The organism is Desulfuromusa kysingii (genome assembly GCF_900107645.1).
GTDB classification, from domain to species: domain Bacteria; phylum Desulfobacterota; class Desulfuromonadia; order Desulfuromonadales; family Geopsychrobacteraceae; genus Desulfuromusa; species Desulfuromusa kysingii.
Window position 1 is genome coordinate 418,401 of the sequence record NZ_FNQN01000003.1, and the last position, 19,670, is coordinate 438,070.

Annotated in this window: 13 protein-coding genes and 3 pseudogenes; 10 read left to right on the forward strand and 6 right to left on the reverse strand. The window is 42.3% G+C overall.

Translation table 11 applies throughout. The features are described from left to right. The first annotated feature begins 616 nt into the window (after positions 1-616). From BLU87_RS07245 to BLU87_RS07255, 3 genes are all read left to right on the forward strand, one after another. Positions 617-2,107: a DUF2779 domain-containing protein gene (locus BLU87_RS07245; protein WP_092346193.1), complete on the forward strand. Its 1,491-nt coding sequence runs from the start codon at positions 617-619 to the stop codon at positions 2,105-2,107. 16 nt (positions 2,108-2,123) lie between these two features. After that, positions 2,124-3,011, forward strand: coding sequence for an AbaSI family restriction endonuclease (locus BLU87_RS07250; RefSeq protein ID WP_092346195.1), 888 nt, complete (start codon positions 2,124-2,126; stop codon positions 3,009-3,011). An 89-nt stretch (positions 3,012-3,100) separates the two neighbouring features. Next, on the forward strand, positions 3,101-3,352 hold the full coding sequence (locus BLU87_RS07255; protein ID WP_092346197.1) for a hypothetical protein: 252 nt from the start codon (positions 3,101-3,103) through the stop codon (positions 3,350-3,352). A gap of 72 nt (positions 3,353-3,424) precedes the next feature. On the opposite strand, the pseudogene BLU87_RS07260 reads toward BLU87_RS07255, so the two are convergent. Then, positions 3,425-3,889: pseudogene (locus BLU87_RS07260) on the reverse strand (transposase); the annotation flags it as partial. 436 nt (positions 3,890-4,325) lie between these two features. On the opposite strand from BLU87_RS07260, the gene BLU87_RS07265 reads away from it, so the two are divergent. Then, a complete protein-coding gene (locus BLU87_RS07265; RefSeq protein ID WP_092346199.1) occupies positions 4,326-4,916 on the forward strand; it encodes a hypothetical protein in 591 nt (196 codons plus the stop codon). 180 nt (positions 4,917-5,096) lie between these two features. Here BLU87_RS07265 and BLU87_RS07270 read toward each other — a convergent pair. The 5 genes and pseudogenes from BLU87_RS07270 to BLU87_RS07290 all read right to left on the reverse strand — a co-directional run. Continuing rightward, positions 5,097-6,167: pseudogene (locus tag BLU87_RS07270) on the reverse strand (IS256 family transposase); the annotation flags it as partial. Between the two features lie 216 nt (positions 6,168-6,383). Further along, positions 6,384-6,878 carry a class I SAM-dependent methyltransferase gene (locus tag BLU87_RS07275; protein WP_092346201.1) on the reverse strand — a complete coding sequence of 165 codons (495 nt, stop codon included), beginning with the start codon at positions 6,876-6,878 and terminating at the stop codon, positions 6,384-6,386. A gap of 93 nt (positions 6,879-6,971) precedes the next feature. Continuing rightward, positions 6,972-7,397 carry a PGDYG domain-containing protein gene (locus BLU87_RS07280; RefSeq protein ID WP_092346203.1) on the reverse strand — a complete coding sequence of 142 codons (426 nt, stop codon included), beginning with the start codon at positions 7,395-7,397 and terminating at the stop codon, positions 6,972-6,974. A gap of 9 nt (positions 7,398-7,406) precedes the next feature. Next, positions 7,407-9,194 carry a hypothetical protein gene (locus BLU87_RS07285; protein WP_092346205.1) on the reverse strand — a complete coding sequence of 596 codons (1,788 nt, stop codon included), beginning with the start codon at positions 9,192-9,194 and terminating at the stop codon, positions 7,407-7,409. Between the two features lie 9 nt (positions 9,195-9,203). After that, positions 9,204-12,386 carry a P-loop domain-containing protein gene (locus BLU87_RS07290; RefSeq protein WP_092346207.1) on the reverse strand — a complete coding sequence of 1,061 codons (3,183 nt, stop codon included), beginning with the start codon at positions 12,384-12,386 and terminating at the stop codon, positions 9,204-9,206. A 389-nt stretch (positions 12,387-12,775) separates the two neighbouring features. Here BLU87_RS07290 and BLU87_RS07295 point away from each other — a divergent pair. From BLU87_RS07295 to BLU87_RS07320, 6 genes and pseudogenes are all read left to right on the forward strand, one after another. Continuing rightward, positions 12,776-13,832 (forward strand): annotated as a pseudogene (locus BLU87_RS07295) (IS3 family transposase). Between the two features lie 202 nt (positions 13,833-14,034). Next, positions 14,035-14,637 carry a hypothetical protein gene (locus tag BLU87_RS07300; protein WP_092346209.1) on the forward strand — a complete coding sequence of 201 codons (603 nt, stop codon included), beginning with the start codon at positions 14,035-14,037 and terminating at the stop codon, positions 14,635-14,637. 201 nt (positions 14,638-14,838) lie between these two features. Continuing rightward, on the forward strand, positions 14,839-16,311 hold the full coding sequence (locus tag BLU87_RS07305; RefSeq protein WP_092346211.1) for a DUF2779 domain-containing protein: 1,473 nt from the start codon (positions 14,839-14,841) through the stop codon (positions 16,309-16,311). Positions 16,312-16,362: 51 nt separating this feature from the next. Beyond that, a complete protein-coding gene (locus BLU87_RS07310) occupies positions 16,363-17,550 on the forward strand; it encodes an SIR2 family protein (RefSeq protein WP_092346213.1) in 1,188 nt (395 codons plus the stop codon). A gap of 4 nt (positions 17,551-17,554) precedes the next feature. Beyond that, positions 17,555-19,330: an ATP-binding protein gene (locus BLU87_RS07315; RefSeq protein ID WP_092346215.1), complete on the forward strand. Its 1,776-nt coding sequence runs from the start codon at positions 17,555-17,557 to the stop codon at positions 19,328-19,330. Between the two features lie 20 nt (positions 19,331-19,350). Then, positions 19,351-19,563: a KTSC domain-containing protein gene (locus tag BLU87_RS07320; protein ID WP_092346217.1), complete on the forward strand. Its 213-nt coding sequence runs from the start codon at positions 19,351-19,353 to the stop codon at positions 19,561-19,563. Positions 19,564-19,670 lie beyond the last annotated feature (107 nt).

Consider the following 19,670-nt stretch of genomic DNA (forward strand, 5'->3'; position numbering starts at 1 on the left):
TAGTAGACGGGTAACAATTTTTGAGACCCAATACTGAAGAAGCCCCGGCAATGGCTAGGGCTTTATTTTGGTTACAAATTTAAAACTATATTTTTGGAAGTTCTAGTAAATATCCGCTAACCTCTGCTATGGCTGAATTCCAATCAGGTAGCCCTGTACATAAAAGGGAGATTCAGTGCGTCTTTGGGTCGGTGTATCGAAACAATGCGCTGATCTGTGTTCTAAATATTTTGTATTTGTTATACGGCTAGGCCATCCATGGATGTGGTCTTCACCGCAATAAGGGCAATAAACAGCAATCTGGCAACAATTTGGACTGTCATTTGAGATATGTCCCCGCAGGATATGCAAGCCGGTTTTGGGGTCTATTTCTGAAAATAATTGTGTCATGGCTTCTCCTTTGTTTTTTCAAAGTTTAGAGCGACTCCATTGGCATGTGTAAACAGATAAAAACACGGCATTGCGACAGAATATGTCTCTTTTGTGCGGGATGTTGTGATGTTAAGAAAGGTGATGAATATTCAGAGTGACATATTCTGTCGTGATTGCATGCTAAAAAATATAGACATGGAAAAAACTAAGAAACATTATTCATCTACACCGATCAGGAGATTGAATGTCTGATAAGTATTTCTTAAGTAAATCTCAATATGTGCGGGGGATGCAATGCGACAAGTCTCTTTACCTGTACAAATATCATAAGGAATTGCGGGATGAGATCAGTAACGCTCAAAAGGCTGTTTTTGCCAGTGGAACAGATGTTGGAGTTCTGGCTCAGCAGCTTTTCCCTGACGGAGTAGAAGTCCCCTATGAAGGGATGTCGATTTCTGAGCAGGTACGAATGACAAGGGATGAAATTGCCAAAGGAACAAAAAACATCTACGAAGCTTCATTCGCGTTTGATGGCCTGTTTGTCAAAGTTGATATCCTGCACCATGGCGAAAATGGATGGGAACTTTACGAGGTGAAAAGCTCCACATCTGTAAAAACTGTTAACTACCATGATGTTTCATTTCAGTTCTACGTCGTTGCTGGTGCTGGAATCCAGCTCAGCAAAGCCTGCCTTGTACATATCAATAACCAATATGTTCGCAATGGCGATATTGAAGTTGACAAGCTCTTTACGTTCAACGATATGACCAACGATGTTTCCGGGATGCAGCACAACCTTCCGAACGTTATCACCAAAATGCGCAACATGCTTGATGGAGATCAGCCCACTACAGATATCGGCCCTCACTGTTCTGATCCCTATGACTGCGACTTTCACGGCCATTGCTGGCAGCATATTCCAAAAGATTCCATTTTTGACCTCCGTGGCCGTGGCGTTGACAAGTTTTCCTTCTATCAACGTGGCCTGATTGATTTTAAGGATATTCCTCTAAGCGAACTTAATAACAGCCAACGGTTTCAGGTGAAGATGCACCTGTCTAAGGGAGAGCAGATAGACGCGGATGGCATCCGAGATTTTCTTGATAGCTTGTGGTATCCGCTTTGTCATTTCGATTTCGAAACCTTTATGTCGCCGGTTCCGCTACACGATGGAATGCGTCCATATCAGGCGATCCCCTTCCAGTATTCACTGCATATCCAAAGAGAAGAAGGTGCCCCTATTGAGCATTATGAATTTCTCGGGGAACCGAATATCGATCCCCGGCCGACCTTAATCAAGGCTATGTTGGCGCAAATTCCTGTAGATGCCTGCGTTCTTGCCTATAACATGGCTTTTGAAAAGACACGAATCAAAGAAATGAGCGAGGATTTTCCTGAATATGCTGAGGGTCTGAGCAATATTCATGGTCGGATCAGGGACTTGATTGTTCCGTTCCGAAAACGCTATGCCTATCGATGGCAACAGCATGGATCTAACTCGATTAAAAATGTTCTGCCTGCATTTATCCCAGATATGTCCTACCAAGATCTTGAGATATCCCATGGTGGTATGGCGATGGACGCTTATCACCTGATGTGTGCAGAAACGGATACGCAAAAGTTAAAATCGCTGAGAAACAACCTGTTTAAGTATTGCGAGCGTGACACTGAGGCAATGGTCAAGTTGCTTCAGTGGTTGATGAAAGCCAAAAACACAGAGAATTTACTCTATTAAAAAGGAAGGAAACTTAATGGCTATTTCTAAAGATGAATATATACTTAGAAGCTTAAAAAAGATTTCTAAGAAAAAGTGGGAATTCTTTATAATATCACGACTATTGCATGGTCTTGATGATGATGAAATTGAATTTGTTACACAACAGCTAGTCAGACGCCCCGATGGTCGTCGGGCGCATACTGATTTGTATTTTCCACAGTTTAATCTACATCTGGAAATTGATGAACCACACCACGAAAAACAGAAAGATGAAGACCGCAGACGTGAGCAAGATATTGTTAATATGACTGATCATGTGGTTGAACGTATCACAGTCCCTGAAAGTCCAGATCTCGTAATAAAAACGGTCCGTCAAGAAGTAGATAGCTTTATAGAGCGAGTAATTAACCTGAAATCCGAATATAAAGCTAAAAAAAAGTTCATCCCTTGGGATTTTGAAAGTCGATATTCCTCTGAACCCGTTATAGCTCGAGGATATTTGTCAATCGAAGATAATGTCGTTTTTCGGACGCAAGTAGAAGCACTTAGATGCTTTGGGTTTAAAGGTAAAGGGTGGCAACGGGGGGCTTGGGTTGTCCCTAGGACACAGGACATAATATGGTTTCCAAGGCTTTATCGGCACGGCATATGGGATAATGTACTTACGGCTGATGGACTGACAATTTATGAAAATGTAACTAAGGAGCATTATGAAGAGGGAATACGCTCTATCGAAAAGCAAAGAGAAAGTAACTCCAAATATCCAAATAGAAAATATGTTGTCTTTGCTAAGGCAAAAGATGCATTGGGGTTTAACTTATTAAGATATGTTGGCACCTTCCTCTGGAACAAAGATGATAGCACCTGTGAAATGTTAAAGTTTGACCGAGTTAGTTCTGAGGAGTCAATTCATCCCGCATAAAACATATAATTACGAGAGAGCTAGTGAGGTAGCCCGTTTGCACTTCACTGGTTGTAGTATTACAAGCCAAAAGCATGAAGGAGGTAATAATGTCTGACAAAGTAGATAACAACAGTACCGAAGGAGATAAAAATTCTGGTTCAAGGAAAAAAAGGGACACAGTCATATTGAATGGTAAGGAAGTAGACTCTCGTGAACTCAAGTGGCTTGGTTTTGGTAGCAAAGAGATATCTGATAAGCTCAATAGAGCTGTCAAGTCTGGAAAGCTGGAAATGGATTATGTTGACCACCCAGTGGTAAAACAGTTAATACCGGACAAGAACATACAAAACGACAAATAATGTGAAAGTGTCTCGACTTGATCTGACAATTACCAAGAGCCTGTAAAGTACTTTGTGTAAATGGCCCGCCGGTCAGAGTTGCGGCATCCGCTCTTCAGACATAATTGAAAACTGATTCAGTGCCGATCGCCAATGGTGGATCGGCATTGTCCATTTTTTTAGATATTTTGTAACGCCAAGTACATTAACCTGATCATCGATTCATCGTTGGGAAACGATCCCCGGTTTTTCGTCACTTTACGTAGCAACATATTAACGCTATTCAATAGCGTTGGTCGTGTAAATCTCCTTGCGAATATCTGGCGGATAGGAGAACAGGGGCGTAATCCGTTCCAAGTTGTTCCGTCAAGACTTGCCGATGGTCGGATGGCTACCGTTCCATTTTTGCTCGAATAGTTCAGGATGATATTCTGCTTCTTCGAGGTTTGCAGCTGAGTAAATAGACTTCAAATCGGTAGCAACATTTTTACGTTGCATCCACGAAACATAGTTCAGACTGTGGCGCACCATGTGAACAATACAGAGTGGAACTTGGGTGTTTCGATTAAGTTTGGATTATTCCGTATATATCTAATAAGATACCCGCGTGAATAAAGAGGTGATTCAGTTCGTTTCCAGTCTGTGTATCAAAGCAATGGGTCAATCTGTGCTCTAAGTATTTTGGATTTGCTGATCGGAGAAGCCATCCAGAATGTGGTTTTGGTCGCAGTAAGGACAGTAAACAGAAATTTGGCAGCAGTCTGGCTTGTCATCTAAAATATGGCCACGCAAAATGTGGAGGCCGGTTTTGGGGTCAATCTCTAAAGGTACTTACATACTTAAATGAATACAACACCAGTGTGATTTAATATGTTTCACTTGTTTGGTATGTCTCAATAGCAAATGATAAAAACTCCAAAGCTGAAGGGGGAGTCGCAATTGGTCATTTGAAAATTCATACTTAGACTGATTTACTACTCTGATAGGAGAATATATGATTACTGTTGATAGGAAAAAATTTGAATTGATTAAGTCTAAATACGGGGATTGTTCAAGTTGGGCAGTATGGGACGAGGCGAGTGATAGGCCAAAGTCAAATGTTGGAAACCTTGAAATTCTTGATCCCGACAAGAATGACCAACTATTGGGGTTGTTAAATCCCAACGTTGTGATGGTTGGTCTAAATATTTCAGGTCCAATAAGAATTCCTCTTGGAAACTTCCATTCAAGTTCCTCTTCTGCACAGGATTACAAAATTCGGTATGCATTCCAAGACACACCATTCTGGGGTGCCTACATGACAGATATCATAAAAGACTTTGAGGACAAGATATCTGGAAACGTAAGATCATATTTGAAAAAGAACCCATCTTTTGTAAGCGAGAATATCCAAATTTTCCACCAAGAATTAAGAGATTTAGAGGTGAAAACCCCACTCATTATTGCTTTTGGGGATCTTACTTATGAAATTTTGACGGATAATTTGAGCTCTAGTCACAATATTAAAAAAGTCACACATTGCAGCTATTACACCATTGGAAAAGAAAAATATAGAGATGACGTTTCTCTGAAACTTTCCAGTTAATGGTCTGATTTATTGAAAACTCGAATCTGATTCAAAATGTAGGTGAAAATGCAGTCATAAATATATATTAGCACTGTCTGAATTCCCTACATTTCCTGATTTATTGGGTGCGAACCAGAGCTTGTAAGGTATTTTGTGTAAATGGCCCGCCGGTCAGAGTTGCGGCCTCCCATAACCAATCTTTGAGATATTCTGCAATGCCAAGTACAGCAGCTTGATCATTGATTCACCATTGGGGAACGAACCCCGATTCTTCGTCACCTTACACAGCGACATGTTGACCGACTCAATAGCGTTGGTCGTGTAGATCGCTTTGCGAATATCTGGTGGATAGGAAAACAGTGGCGTTATCCGGTCCCAGTTGTTCCGCCAAGACTTACCGATGGTCGGAGCAGAGTAAATTGCCTTCAGGTCAGCGGCAACTTCCTTGCGCTGCTTCCAGGATACATAGTTCAGGCTGTGGCGCACCATATGGACGATGCAGAGCTGAACTTGCGTATCAGGAAAAACCGTCTCGATGGCTTCGGGGAACCCCTTGAGGTCATCGACACAAGCGAGAAAAATATCATTCACACCACGGTCCTTCAGCTCAGTCACAACCAGAAGCCAGAACTTGGCTCCTTCGGTCTCAGTGGTCCATATCCCGAGAACTTGCTTAAGCCCGTCCATGTTGACACCAACCGCCAGATAGACGGCTTTGTTGATGACTCTATTGTCCTAACGGACTTTAACTCGGATCGCATCAAGGTAAACAATCGGCCAGACTTCATCCAACGGTCTATTCTGCCAGAGGTTGATCTCTTCCTGAACGGCCTTGGTCACCTGCGAGACCAGCGTCGGTAAAATATCAACACCATACACCTCTTTCAGGTGCGCCAGAATATCGCGGGCGGTCATGCCTCTGGCATACAGGGCGATAATCTTATCATCGAACCCGGTGAAGCGACTCTGCCCCTTTGGGAGAATAACCGGTTCAAAACTAGAATCACAGTCACGGGGGACGGTAATGTCGAGATTGCCGAACTCCCCCTTAACTTTCTTCTGGTAACTGCCGTTTCGGGCATGACCGGTTTTATTGTTCGAGGGAGCGTTCTTCTCATAGCCAAGATGGTCGGTTATCTCGGCCTGCATGGCTCGCTCCAGCAGTTGTTTGGTCAGTTGTTTCAGTAGTAGCCTGGTTTCCTCGATAAGATCTTCAGGATTCTTGTAATCCTTCATCAGGGTATCGAGCAAATCTTTGGGTATGGTCATCAGTGCCTCCAGTGGTTACAGGTTGTAACCGACTGAGACCATTTTCACAAAGTTTTTTACACCCTCCTTATTGATCTTGGTGAAAAAACCGATCATGCAATAGAGAAGCTGCTGGTTTCTGCTAGCGCAATAAGAACAACTGATCCTTCGAGGTTGAAAAGACATGAGGTGATTCCATTCCTCTGGGTGTTGGATGACTCGATGAGCAACCAAGATTTAAACACCGACATTGTTTACATCAAAAAGATTGGATGTTGAAATAAATTGGATGCTGTAATCAGACAAGGACATGTTTGGTGTTATGTCTGATACCGTTAAATTGCTAAAATCTGAAAGCTGAGGATTGTAGTAGGTTGGAACGAAGACATCTCCCTGTCTTATGAATATCACGGCATCTATTGCTCGTCCGGAAATGAGAAGATATCCGCTATCTTTGACTTGAGTGTCAACCGATTTAAGGTACTGCTCAGCTTGAGCCTTTTTTGCCTTAAATTCGTAATATAAATCGCTCATGCAGAAGACTGTGTCGAATATCTCGGGCAAATAAGGCGGGTTGTAGCCATCTGCAACTAGGAAGCATGCCCTATCATTTAGCGGTGGTCCTTCTGAGATAGATTTAAAGTCTACATCAACCGCAATGATGTTGCTTGCCGGATAAATCGATTGCAATTCACTGGTTGTTTCGCCCCATGAAAAGCCGATCTCGAGCATCAGTCCACTCTCAATCAGTGGTAGGTTGCCTGAAACCTTTTTTCGACCCGTCCGAAGTAAGACCATGAAAGTGAGTGGTAAGAGGTCAAAGAACTATTTCTCAGTAACGGGCTCATAGGTTTCGTAGAAAATCTCAGCTTTCACAACCCCATAGTCACCTGGGCTGTATTCGATTATCCAGTCTCCAGGTTGTACCTGTAATAGGTCGTTTTGTTCACCTACTGCTATCTCTATTGCTTCACTTGCCTGTAGAGCAAATACCGATGCAGGCTTCTTGGTATAGTGACCGGAGTTACCCATTTCGAGAGGGGGCACTGGCCGGTAGGCTGAGAAAAACTTGTCTCGTTCAACAGGCCAGGTATCCCCATGGTTTCCAGTGAGTATTGCGTCGCCTGCTTGATAGCGGACTGATCCCTCCAGTGTTTTACAAACTCCCTCCTTATCAGCAAAATCAACATTTACTGGGATCGGTCGTTTGAGTACGCGGATGGCATGTGGGTGGGACGCAAGATCTATCAATTAAGACCCCTAAGCTGGAAGCGATTCTTTTTGGTGAATGAGAAGAGCTTGCCATTGAGAGTTTTGTCCAGACATGAGCTCTGCTGCATCATTTGTTAGGCAGCGGAGGGTCAAGAAGTTGTTCCATGTCATGTCAGTCTCCTTGCTGTTAATTTTTTCGAATGCGGCAATATACGATTTTAATTGTTCAGCAGTCAGGTTTGACATTGCGCTGATTCTTGCTATTTCGTTCTGAGTCAAAATACCATGAATTGCTGCGCCAAGTGCGGGGCAGACGATGGTGCCGAGGGAAAGCATGCTATGCGGGCCAATGTGAAAAATTTCCATAACAACCATTATGAATGTGGCAATAAAAAGACCTGCAGAAAATCTATGTAACTTGCGATGTTCACTGTGTCGTTTGTGATTTGCTTTTACATGATAATCGTGTTGCCCTTCAGTTATTTTTTTTAGGTAGTTTTGGGCTAGCGATGAGGTGTTGCATTTTTGAAGATTGTAGTTTTGGGTGTTAGCTGTTTTAGCGGTAGGTAATCCAGTCGAAATCAATGTGCGGTTCAACAACCAAATCTCAGCGCCACTAATCCGTAAAGGATTGGTTTTTCCCGTTGAGGTGGCGCTTAATGGTTTTTCGGGGATTTTCCATATCGATTTCAGGAATACAGATGGGATTGCCAGTAAAGGATAACTGAAGCGTAGGTAACGTAACTGCTCAGCAAGGTACCGATGACTCAGAAAAAGACCATGCCATTTCTTTTTGACGGCAATTAGATATATGGCGATGACCACTGAAAGCACTGTCAATTCAGAGTATGGCCATAATGACTTGGGTGTGAATGTCAACGCACCGCAAGCTGCAAAAAAAACTGCAAAAGTGGCCAATAGGTAGAGAGCCCATACGCTTGAGCGATGTTTTTTTGCATAGGCATTGGCCTGAGTGTCGAAAATACTGAACGCATTTTTAATGCCATCAGGCTCTGCAATCGGATGGTCCTCGTGTTTTAGTTCTTTCGCAGAGACTCCATAACAAGGATCGCCGCAAGGCTTCACACCTGTTAAGCGATTTATTTGGTCGCAGATTTCTACTCCATTTGCGGATTTGGCTGGGTTTAAAAGACACTCAAGTTGCCCCATGACTTCGGTGTTGTCGCCATTGAAATGTTTCTTTAGCAGTGTGGGGCTCCATCCATCCGCTCTTAGTATCGACAGCTCGCTTTCGGTTAGTTGTTGTGGTTGAGAATATTTAATGTTGCCGCCAGTGCCAATCCAGATGACTGGTTTGCGCTGCAGAAGTGACTCCCGAATCAATCGAACAGTTCCTCCAGCAATTCCTTGCGGAGATTTGCCGTCCCAGACAACAGTAAGGACATCAGAATATGCCAGTGCTATTTCATCACGTATTGCGAAGGCTTCTACAGGGAGTTCGGTGCTCTGAGTTATAGGAGCACCCAAGGTTACTTTGCGTTGTGCATTTTTCTGTGCTTCGTTTGTAACTTTGTCCTGTCCGGGCGTCAGAAGATGTAGCTCATATCCGATTTCTGTAGCGAGTTGAGCAGCTTTTGTGTCTACTCCGGGAGCGCAACCGGTAAGAAGGCGATATTCACAATTTTTAGAAGGTATCTGTTTGTATAGTTGGGCCGCATTGTCAAGCTGGACTTTTGCCAGTTCCTTGAGTTCCAGCAGCGATTTTTTAAGGCTTGCGAAGATTGCCTCCTGCGAGTTCATCCGGTTTAGACGGTCTTCACGATGTCCTGCAACTAAAATACTGAAAACAGGTTTTGGTTTAGCTTCCTGATGCACATCAACTCCTTAGAGAGAATCTTCTCTTTTCTGTTTTTGGACTTTTTTTGATATTTTTACTTTGTTTGCCAGTTCTATACATCTTGGATCATTCTCCCCATATGATTTCAGGCAGATCTCATACGCTTTCTCCTGTATTTCTCGAGCGGCATCGATACGTCCAAATAGTGCCAATGAGGTTGCTTGATTTGTTAATGCGTCAGTGTAGCGTCTCCCCCATCTTGCTGGTGAAGATTGATAGCGTGGCTCTATAAGTTCAACGCATTCTTCATCAACATGAAGGGCGATATCCGGTTGCCCAATTAAGTGGTGTGTTTCAGCCATATTCATCTTCAGATTGATTAAATCATCGATCCATTGATCTTTATTTAACTGGTAGAGTTTGCTTAATTCCTCGTAACACTCCCTTTCCAGATGAGCGGCCAGTTTAATTTGATCAATTCGCTTCATGAAGAGAGCAAGGGTGCCTAAAGCTCTAGTGAATTTCTTCGCCCATTTGATCTGGTTTTCTATGTAGAGAGATTTTAGTCTTGGTAAGATTTCAGCCAATGAGTCAACTTCTTTTGTGAATATATTCAAGCGATAGTTAGAAAGGGAAAGGTAAATAATCGCCTCAATATATTTTTCCTCCCAAGTATCGCTATCAGATTCATATAGTTTCTTTATAATTTTTAAGCGCTCTTCTTCAAGGGAAATAGCCTCTTCTGTTCTGCTTACACTATTATATGAGTGCGCTAGATTTGCTAGCACGTCCGTGTACTCGCTCACCCATTTTTCATGATCTTCGTTGTAGAGCATCGAGAGTGTAAGCTTGCAGCTCTCAAGGTAATTGATAGAATCACGGCTCTTATTTAAAATTTCATAAGTCGATCCCTTTTTGAGAAGAAACGATACATAGCTGTTTTTCCATTCGTTGCTTTTGAGATTCGCTATAAATTCTGCGTTCATTTTTTGAAGAGATCTTTTTTTGTAGAACGAATAATGTCCAGTGATTAGAGCTGCATATATTTTTCCCCAACGATTTTTCTTAAACTCTAGATTTTGATTACACAGGATTATCTCCTGAGTATTCGTGATCATGGCCTCATGCTCATTTTGCTGGCCATTTAATTTGCCTACAGCATCGCTAAACTCTCGGTGGAACAAGTAAAGGAGCTCATCGCCATCCTTTCTTCTTTTCCCAATAAATGGCTTGATTTGAGTGTGTAGTCTAGCCCAAATAACTATGGGTAGCTTTGTTGTGTTCTTAGGGTGGGGCGGAGCTGGCGCAACCACATTAACAAACGTTGGATCAGCGTCAATGAGGTTCAAAAGCTCCGATTCGCTCAGGCCGTCACGTGAAGCATGAAGGTAGCCGAGAACTTTATTGACTAGTTCTTCTTTATGATGGTTCTGTTCACATAGGTTTTTGATGAAGTCGCTGATGAGATCCTGCTGCCCACGAGGCAGGTGCCTAGTGATCCCCTCATCCGATTTTTCTTTACCCTCATAAACATCAAAACTTCTCCAATGTTTAAGGTTTTGAGCTGCAACTGCAACAAAGAGTGGCGTCGATGAGTAATTGAACTGCTCGATAAAATAATCTTCCTGATGCTGTTGTAGCTTTCGTCCTTCATTCTGCAAACACTTACGAATAAGCTTGCGCGCATCTTCATCTGTAAAAGGGGGAATTTCCTGAATGTTTGAGCTTCTGGCTGTTAGGGCTTGGAAGTAGCGACTGTCACCCTTATAGTTTTTATCGTCCAATGCAGAAATGATTACTTTGACATTGGTTGGCAGATCTGTTGGTAGCCATATGAATTGGTCGTCATGTGCCAACTGGTCCACAGCATCGATAAAAATAATAATATTTTCTTTTAGCCTCATGATTTCTGAATGGATCCGATAACTGAAATCCTCGAAGCTCTCTTCCTTTTTTATTTCATCCAGTAATGTGCCCGGTTTTCCATTTTTCTCGTTTTCGTTACGAATACTTTTAAGTTCTGCAAAGAGAGAAGTCAAAATTTCTTTGCTGGAACTGGTATTAGGTGTTGCTCCGATGAAGCGATAGAGAATTTTCCTGTTGTCAGATGTCGTTTCTTTAATTGCATGGGCCATGATAGCGGACTTGCCGCTACCCGAAGGGCCATGGATGATGAGAGGCCTAGTGTCGTCATTTCCTAGGTATTCACGGATAGAAGCAAGAGTGGCTTCTTGGCCGATAAAGTCTTGCCGTTTTTGTTGAGCAAAATAGGTTTGCGCCTGTTGTTCTTTTAGGAGTTGAGAGGACTGTTCATCCTGTTCCTTTTGGGAGTCAATTTGACCCAGCAAAAAGGTTTTTATCTTTTCTTCAAATTCATCAAGATACGCTTCATTTAGACTCTCTTTATCCTTCTGGGTGGTCTTTACCTGAAGTACGTTTTCAGGAAGGACCTCCTTGATACGTGCCTTAAAACCTTGAGCCTTTTCGTAGTCACTTTTGCCCTCAGTTTTTTCTGAAGCACCATTGATAAACTTATCTGACTGACGGCTCTCGATATCTATATCCCGTAAAAAGCCAAAAATATGCTGCGTGTCAGTGTTGCCCAAGTCCGGCGATTTTTTGAGTAAGGATGTTTGAAAAGGCGTGTGCTTTAGATAGGGAAAGATGCCTTCAAGAACCTCGGCCTCGGTGGCCGAAAGAATATACTTGCTCTTATCTTCTTCCGGCAGTTCTGCGATGTCGACCGCAGTTTGCAGAATTCTTCTTAGCTTTTCCTCAACCTTGTCCCATTCTTCATGATCGACGAAATTGCCACTGCGCTCTTTTATAATGTAACTGGCAGGCAGCTGGTTAAGATCCTTTTTGTACCATTCCAGCAATACTTCTTGATCCTTTGGATCGATTAGGGCGAGCAGGGTCTCAAATTCATTTTGCTCTATGGCATAAGGAAGGGGTGTCCAGCCGTATCTGTCGCCGGCCATGATCAGAAAGTTTGGGTGGAGATGGGTTTTACACGTCTGTACTTCTCCAAGACATAGAGCCAAAGTTTTCTGATCAAGCTGCGCTTCTTCATTCACTCCCCAGCGCAAATCAATTGGTTGAAAATTATAGCCTTTCTCCTGAGCGTATATTTCAATTTCTGGAAAGACTTCTGTCTGAAGTCTATCCCTTTCTCTTTGAAAATCATTGAAGGTTGATGAAATAAAAAGTCTGAATGTTTTGTTGCACATGAAGGCCTCTCTTAAAAAGTTTTGAGGATAAAATTATTGCGCTTAGAGTTTATGTTTGCTTAGTTTAGGAGGGTAAATGAGAAGAAAAGTTATACCTCTTATTGATTGGCCCTCTCTAATGTTTGGTATGATATCATCAAAGCTGAAATCCTGCTAGACATGAAATCATTAAAAACATTAGAGTTGATAATTTTGTAATCACCTAAAATTACTCACAATAAAAAATCAAGAAAATATAATTCCAGTTATGTCGCTTTACGACTAGTACAATCTTTGGTTGCTTTTGTCATCCCCCCGTAAAATAGAGGTCGTCAAAAGTAGAATTTTCTCGTAAATTACCCAAGAGGAGATTCTCAACGAAAAGATTACGATTCACTGACAGCCAAATCATGGCATCTTGAAACAGGCAGAGGGTGGCACTCCTGTAGCGGAGCTTTGCCGAGAACACGGAATGAGCAACGCCACATTCTACAAGTGGCGAGCCAAATATGGCGGTATGGATGCGTCTATGGTCGCTCGCTTAAAAGAGTTGGAAGCTGAATACGGCGACTCAAGAAGATGTATGCCGAAGAACGTCTCAAATCTGAAATCAGGAAAGAGGCGTTGGAGGGAAAGTATTAAGGCCATCTTTACGCCGAGAGATGGCCAAGAAAGTTGTTCAATATAATAATATCAGCATTCGGTTAGCGTGTCTGAGTTTCGCCATCTGCGAGACCTGCTGTCGCTATCAGGTTAAACTGTCAGCAGAAAATGAAGAGATAGCCGACTGGTTGATTCGTTTAACCCACAACCAGCGTAATTGGGGTTTTGGTCTCTGCTTTTTGTATCTGCGCAACGTCAAAGGCTTTGGCTGGAACCACAAGAATGTTTATCGGATCTATCGGGAATTGGAACTCAACCTAAGAATAAAACCTAAGAAACGACTTGTTCGCGAGAAACCTGAAGCATTGGAAGTCCCAGAAGAGATTAACCAAGTATGGTCCATGGATTTCATGCACGATCAGTTATCCAATGGCAGAAGCTACCGATTGTTCAATGTCCTCGATGACTATAACCGTGAAGGACTCTGTATTGATGTTGATTTTTCATTACCATCGGCACGCGTAACTCGTACCTTGGATCAAATCATTGAATGGCGTGGCAAGCCACAAACAATACGCTGCGATAACGGCCCCGAATACATCAGTCACCATTTGCAGAACTGGGCAAAGAAAAGAGATATAGAGATCAGCTATATTCAGCCAGGAAATCCACAGCAGAATGAATGCTTATGTGGAACGCTATAATCGAACCGTTCGCTATGACTGGCTGTCACAATACCTATTTGACTCTATTGTTGAAGTCCAAGATTACGCGACTCGATGGCTTTGGCTTCACAATAACGAACGACTCAATATGGCGATTGGTGGAATTACACCTAAACAAAAGCTGGCAATGGCAGCATAAGTCTACTTTTGATAGCTATTAAAAATGGGATGATTACCACGTTTTCCTGGTTGGCAACAATCAACCCAGGGCGAACGTGAAGTGCAGAAATCGCTGCGGAAGGCGTTGCTGAAGTACCAGTTGCATAAGGACCAGATTTTGTTTGATCGGGCTTATGCGTATATCAAGGAATATTATTGAGCTGTATTAAACAGGAGGCATTGTGGTTAGCAATTTTTCCAAGTCTTTAATCGAAGTCTTATCTCTTAACAGCTACCGACGAGCACTTTGGATTTTTCTTGGTTTGGCGAGTCTGTTGATAGTTGTCGAATCGCAAACTCAATTCATTGAATATTACTACCTCAATCAGCAAGCAGACTTAATCGCCAAAATACCGTCTCAGGCCATGTCGGTTGAAAGCTCCGAAAAAATAGAATCGTTTCGGTTCTCAATTTTAGCTGACTTTGAACTTCTGCGGCAAAAACAAGATCGTCCTGTGTCAAACCTTTTTGAATTTTTGTTTCTTTTTTTAAAAGGAACCTGGATCCTATTACCCATAGTGTTTCTAGGTCTCAAGACAGTAAAAGTGGTAGTTGCACAGGCTCCTGCTGAACAAAAAACTCATACGATATGGTTTGGTATACTTGGTTTTTCGACCATTGCATGGGTTTCAACAATATTTGGCTTTGTGTCGATACTTTTTAACCGTGGAAATGGATTCTTTACTTCCTGGTTTGTTTTTCCGGTCTGCTCTCTGATTGTCTTGTCTGTAGTTTTTTGTTGGTTTGCCTTGTTAAAGGCGATGGTTCCAGAAAAGAAGGGTTGATTAAGGATGTCTGTACTTGTACTACGAAAGTGAGACCAGCAATTGATCTGTTGACCTTAAAGGTTGTTTTTAGTATTTTGGGAAGTGTTAATTTAATTGTGTTTTCCTGGAGGCGAAATGGTTGCTGGAAAAAAAATGTAATTGGTTTCAAGCCGTAAGTCTGCGAATGCAGGTTTGCGGCTTTTTTGTTGGGAGGGGGTAATGTCAGGAAAAACTGCTCTAAGCAAATCATTGATTCTCAAAGGGATGCAGTGCCCTAAGGCACTTTATCTACAGAAGAACCCGCCCGCTTTTGAATTCCCCCCGCAGCCTGATCTTGAAGCTAAGTTCCGTGCAGGTAACGAAGTAGGTATTCTCGCCCAACAGCTTTTTCCCGGTGGGACAGAGGTTCCATTTGAAGGACTCTCAGTTCTTGAGCAGATTGAGCAAACACGGCAACTAATCGATGACGGTGCCGAAGTCATCTACGAGGCCTCATTCGAGTACGACGGAATCTTCGTCAAGGTGGATATCCTTGTTAAAGATGGCGACGCCTGGCAGATTCATGAAGTGAAAATGTCAACCTCGGTCAAGGAGGTCAATCTCGACGATGCGGCGATCCAGTTCTACGTGCTCGGCAATTGCGGGCTGCTGATCTCTGGGGCGTATCTGGTGCATATCAATAACCAGTACGTGCGACAGGGGGAGATTGACGTCAAACAACTCTTTGCCGGTGTGGATGTGCAGGAAGAAGCGTTTCTGCGCCAGGCCAATCTGCCGAAGATCATTGACGATCTCCGCAGCGCCTTGCAGGGCGATGAGCCGCAAATCGATATCGGCCCGCATTGCAGCGACCCCTATGACTGCGATTTTGTCCCATACTGTTGGCAGCATATCCCGGATAATTCGGTCTTTGATCTCAAGGGTCGGGGTATTAAAAAGTTCGACTATTACGACCGAGGCATAATCCATTTTGAGGATATCCCACTTGACGATCTCAACAAGGCGCAGCGCCAGCAGGTTGAGGCGACCCTGAACGAAGAAGACTCGACCGATCCTAAGGCCGTTAAGGCCTTTCTCGACACCCTCTGGTATCCGCTTTACCATCTCGATTTTGAGACCTTCAATTCCGCAATTCCAAAATTCAACGACACCCGACCATATCAGCAGGTTCCGTTTCAGTTTTCACTGCATGTTCAGCACGATGCCGGGGCTGAGCCGGAGCACTACGAATTTCTGGCCGAGCCAGACGTCGACCCACGGCGTCAACTGATCGAGCAACTGCTTGATCTGATCCCCGAAGATGGTTGTGTGCTGACCTATAACCAGACATTTGAGAAGGGGGTTCTTCGTGCTCTGGCCGAGCTGTTTCCTGATCTGGCTGGAGCGATTGATAAACGGCTGGAGAATGTGCGTGATCTGATGGTGCCGTTCCGCAGACGGGATGTTTATCGATGGCAGATGCGTGGCTCCTATTCGATCAAGGAAGTGCTTCCGGCGATGGTTCCTGAGCTTTCTTATTCGGGGATGGAGATTGCCGATGGAATGGCAGCGATGCAGGCCTACCATGATATGTGTGCGTTGGAGGATGGTGTGGAGTTGGAACAGTTGCGAAAGGCGATGTTGGAGTATTGTCGGTTGGATACATTGGCGATGGTGAGGATTTTGGGAGAGTTGGAGAACGCAATTAAGTAGGGCTCCCCCCTATCTACCTTTGTTATAATTTTACGCGGAGGAATAAATAATATGAAAACGCATAACCCAAAAGACGTAATTGAACAGCTTCAGGTTGTTTTAAGTAATCCTTCAAAAAAAATTGGTTTTTTATTTGGAGCGGGTATTTCCGCTGTGGACAAAAAAGGTCATAGCTTGATCAAAACAAGCCAAGAAATGACTAAAACAGTCGTAGCCGAGTTTGATGGAAAGATGGAAAGTGCGGTAAACCAGATAGAAGATGAAATAAAAAGTAATTCTGAAACTTTCAATGTTGAAACGTTACTTTCTAAAATATCAGAAAAGGAAAAAGCAGTAGGTAAAGAAGCCCTTTGTGGGTTGAATAAAGAGGAATTAACCAAATTAAGAAAATCCATTGAGAATAAAATTAAAGACATAGTTTCTGTGCATAGTCATACTGATTTTCCAGGCAAAGAATTAAGCCATGATGATTTTGCAAAATGGGTAAAACATGCTGACAGAAAATTTCCGGTAGAGATATTCACCACAAATTACGACTATCTTTTGGAGTCGGGGATGGAAAAGCAAAAGGCTCCATATTTCGATGGATTTATTGGAAGCAACAAGGCTTTTTTTTACCCTGAATGGATTGAAGATAGTCTTCCAGTTAAAGACTGGACAAAGCTTTGGAAATTGCATGGATCATTGGGATGGGACCTCGAAAATGACGAGATCATCAGAGTGTCAAACGCAAAAGAAAGTGCAATGATTTACCCGTCATTTTTAAAATATGACCACTCAAGAAAACAACCATATTTAAGTTATATGGATAGGCTGTCCTGGTTTTTGAAACAAGAAGATTCTGTCCTTTTTGTGTGTGGTTACTCTTTTGGTGACGATCATATTAATGGGATGATTTTAACTGCACTTACAAATTCAAGATCATCTCATGTCTTTGTTCTTAAAAGATCCAAGATGGAAGAAAGTGATGATTTATCAAAATACGCAAAAGATAGCCCGAAAATATCTGTTTACGCGAAAAGGACGGCTGTTATCGGAGGTAAGTTTGGATCATGGAAACTAGAAAATGAACCTAATAGAAATGAATCCTATAATCTTTTAGATTATGGTTTTGATGAAGATGCGGTATTAAAGGATGCTGAGTGGAGTGGAGAAGGAGACTTTGTGTTAGGTGATTTTAAAAGATTCTCTGATTTCCTAGCCCTGTTTTATACAAATTCTCGTTTTGTAAAAGGATAGACCAATGAAGCACAGTGAATCATTTATTGGAAGAGTCCGGAGCGTTACGGGAAGTACTCTCGCCATAGAATTGGATGCAAATATTGGGTCGACTTTACCTATCATTGAAGGGATCTTATACAGAGTAGGGCAGATAGGCTCGTTTATAAAAATACCCTTTGGCTATGTCGATTTGTTCGGTGTCGTTACCCAAGCAGGCGCAGATGCAATACCCGAAAAACTGATAGAACAAAATGGTAGCGAGTTTGGTGCTCGTTGGATTAAGGCAACTTTAATAGGAGAGAGGACAGGTAAGGAATTTGAGCGTGGAGTAGTTCAGTTTCCTATTGCTAATGACGAAGCCCATTTAGTTAGTTCAAATGATCTGATGTTGATTTATGGCGGATTGAAGGAAGATAAATCTATTGTGGTTGGAAATGTAAGTTCCTCTGAAGGGTTGCCAGCAAGAATAGATATTGACAGATTGGTCAATAGACACTGCGCCATTCTCGGATCAACGGGTAGTGGTAAGTCTAATACGGTTTCTGTAGTTTTAGAGTCACTTGCTACCAAGGAGGGGCTTACCAACTCAAGAATTATCCTTATTGATCCTCATGGTGAATATGGGGAAATTTTGAAGAATCATAGTCAAATATTCAAAGTAGGTGCAAATACCTCAAAGGGAGATAAGGAATTATATATTCCGTACTGGGCATTGACATTCCAAGAGTTTATAAGAAGCTTTCCAGGCAAGTTAAACGAAAAACAAGAAGAATATATCAGAGAAAAAGTTCTAGAAAAAAAGATCAAAGCCTCAAAGGGTATAGTACCCATTTCGAAAGAGGAGGCCATTACAGCAGATAGTCCTATTCCATTTAGCGTCAAGCAGTTGTGGTTCGAATTAGATGACTTTGAACGACAAACTTACCAAGAAAGAGGAAACCCTGAAACTAGCACCCTTGATAAAATAGATGTGGGTGATGCAGAGACCTTAAAGTCAAACAAATATACCCCCGCTGGCAATGGGGGCGCAGCACCATTTATGAATAATTCTGCACAGGGTATTCTTGGCTTCTTGAATTTAATGAGAAATCGGTTGTTAGATCACAGGTATAAGTTCTTATATAAGTTGGACTCACTCACTCCAGATTTAAATGGAAAAATAGAAAGCGATTTAGGCCAACTTATAAAGGATTGGATAGGGTCAACAAAGCCAATAACAATTCTGGACCTTTCAAGTATCCCGTCTGAAGTTATGAGCTCTATTTCTGGGTCGTTATTGTCAATCATCTATGAATTTTGTTACTGGGGCCAAGACCTTGACGTCGGCGGAAGACAAACACCTATATTGTTTGTCTTGGAAGAAGCACACAGCTATTTAAAATCTGGTGAAAATTCCGTATCTTCTCGCATTGTCCAGAAGATTGCCAAAGAGGGTAGGAAATATGGCGCAGGCCTTTTGCTTGTGACTCAAAGGCCGTCGGAGCTGGATGAAACGGTGTTGAGCCAATGTGGGTCGGTGATAGCACTTAGAATGACTAATTCAAATGACCGGAGCCACATAAAAAGCGCAGTAGAAGATTCATTAAATGACTTAGTAGAGTTATTGCCCAGTTTGCGTACAGGTGAAGGTTTGATAATGGGTGAATGCGTCAAGTTGCCCATGCGGACAAAATTTAGCAAAGCTAAAGACTCTAAGAGTACAGATCCACTTGTCTCAGTGCAGTGGAAAGGTGACCCGCCTAAGGACGAGAACTATAATAAAGTTATTATAGGGTGGAGAAATAACGAATTTTTATAACAATTTTAAGGAGCGTAGTCATGGAAAGACAGTCAGTTTCATCTTCAAATATTGCATCTATTGGGTATGATAATGCTACAGAAGTTTTGGAAGTAGAATTTTTGAATGGATCGGTATATGAGTATAGAAATGTTACCCCAGTGGTATATGAAGAGCTCATGAATGCTGCATCGCATGGCTCATATTTTAATAGAGAGATACGGATGTCATATCCGTATGAAAAGATTGGATAGTTGAGAAAATATCGGGAGGGTCTGTTTTATTCTACTTAATTGAGTTAAATAAAAAGGGCTGGATTACTTTTAGTGTCATAAGATCTTAAAAAAAACGAGACTTTAAC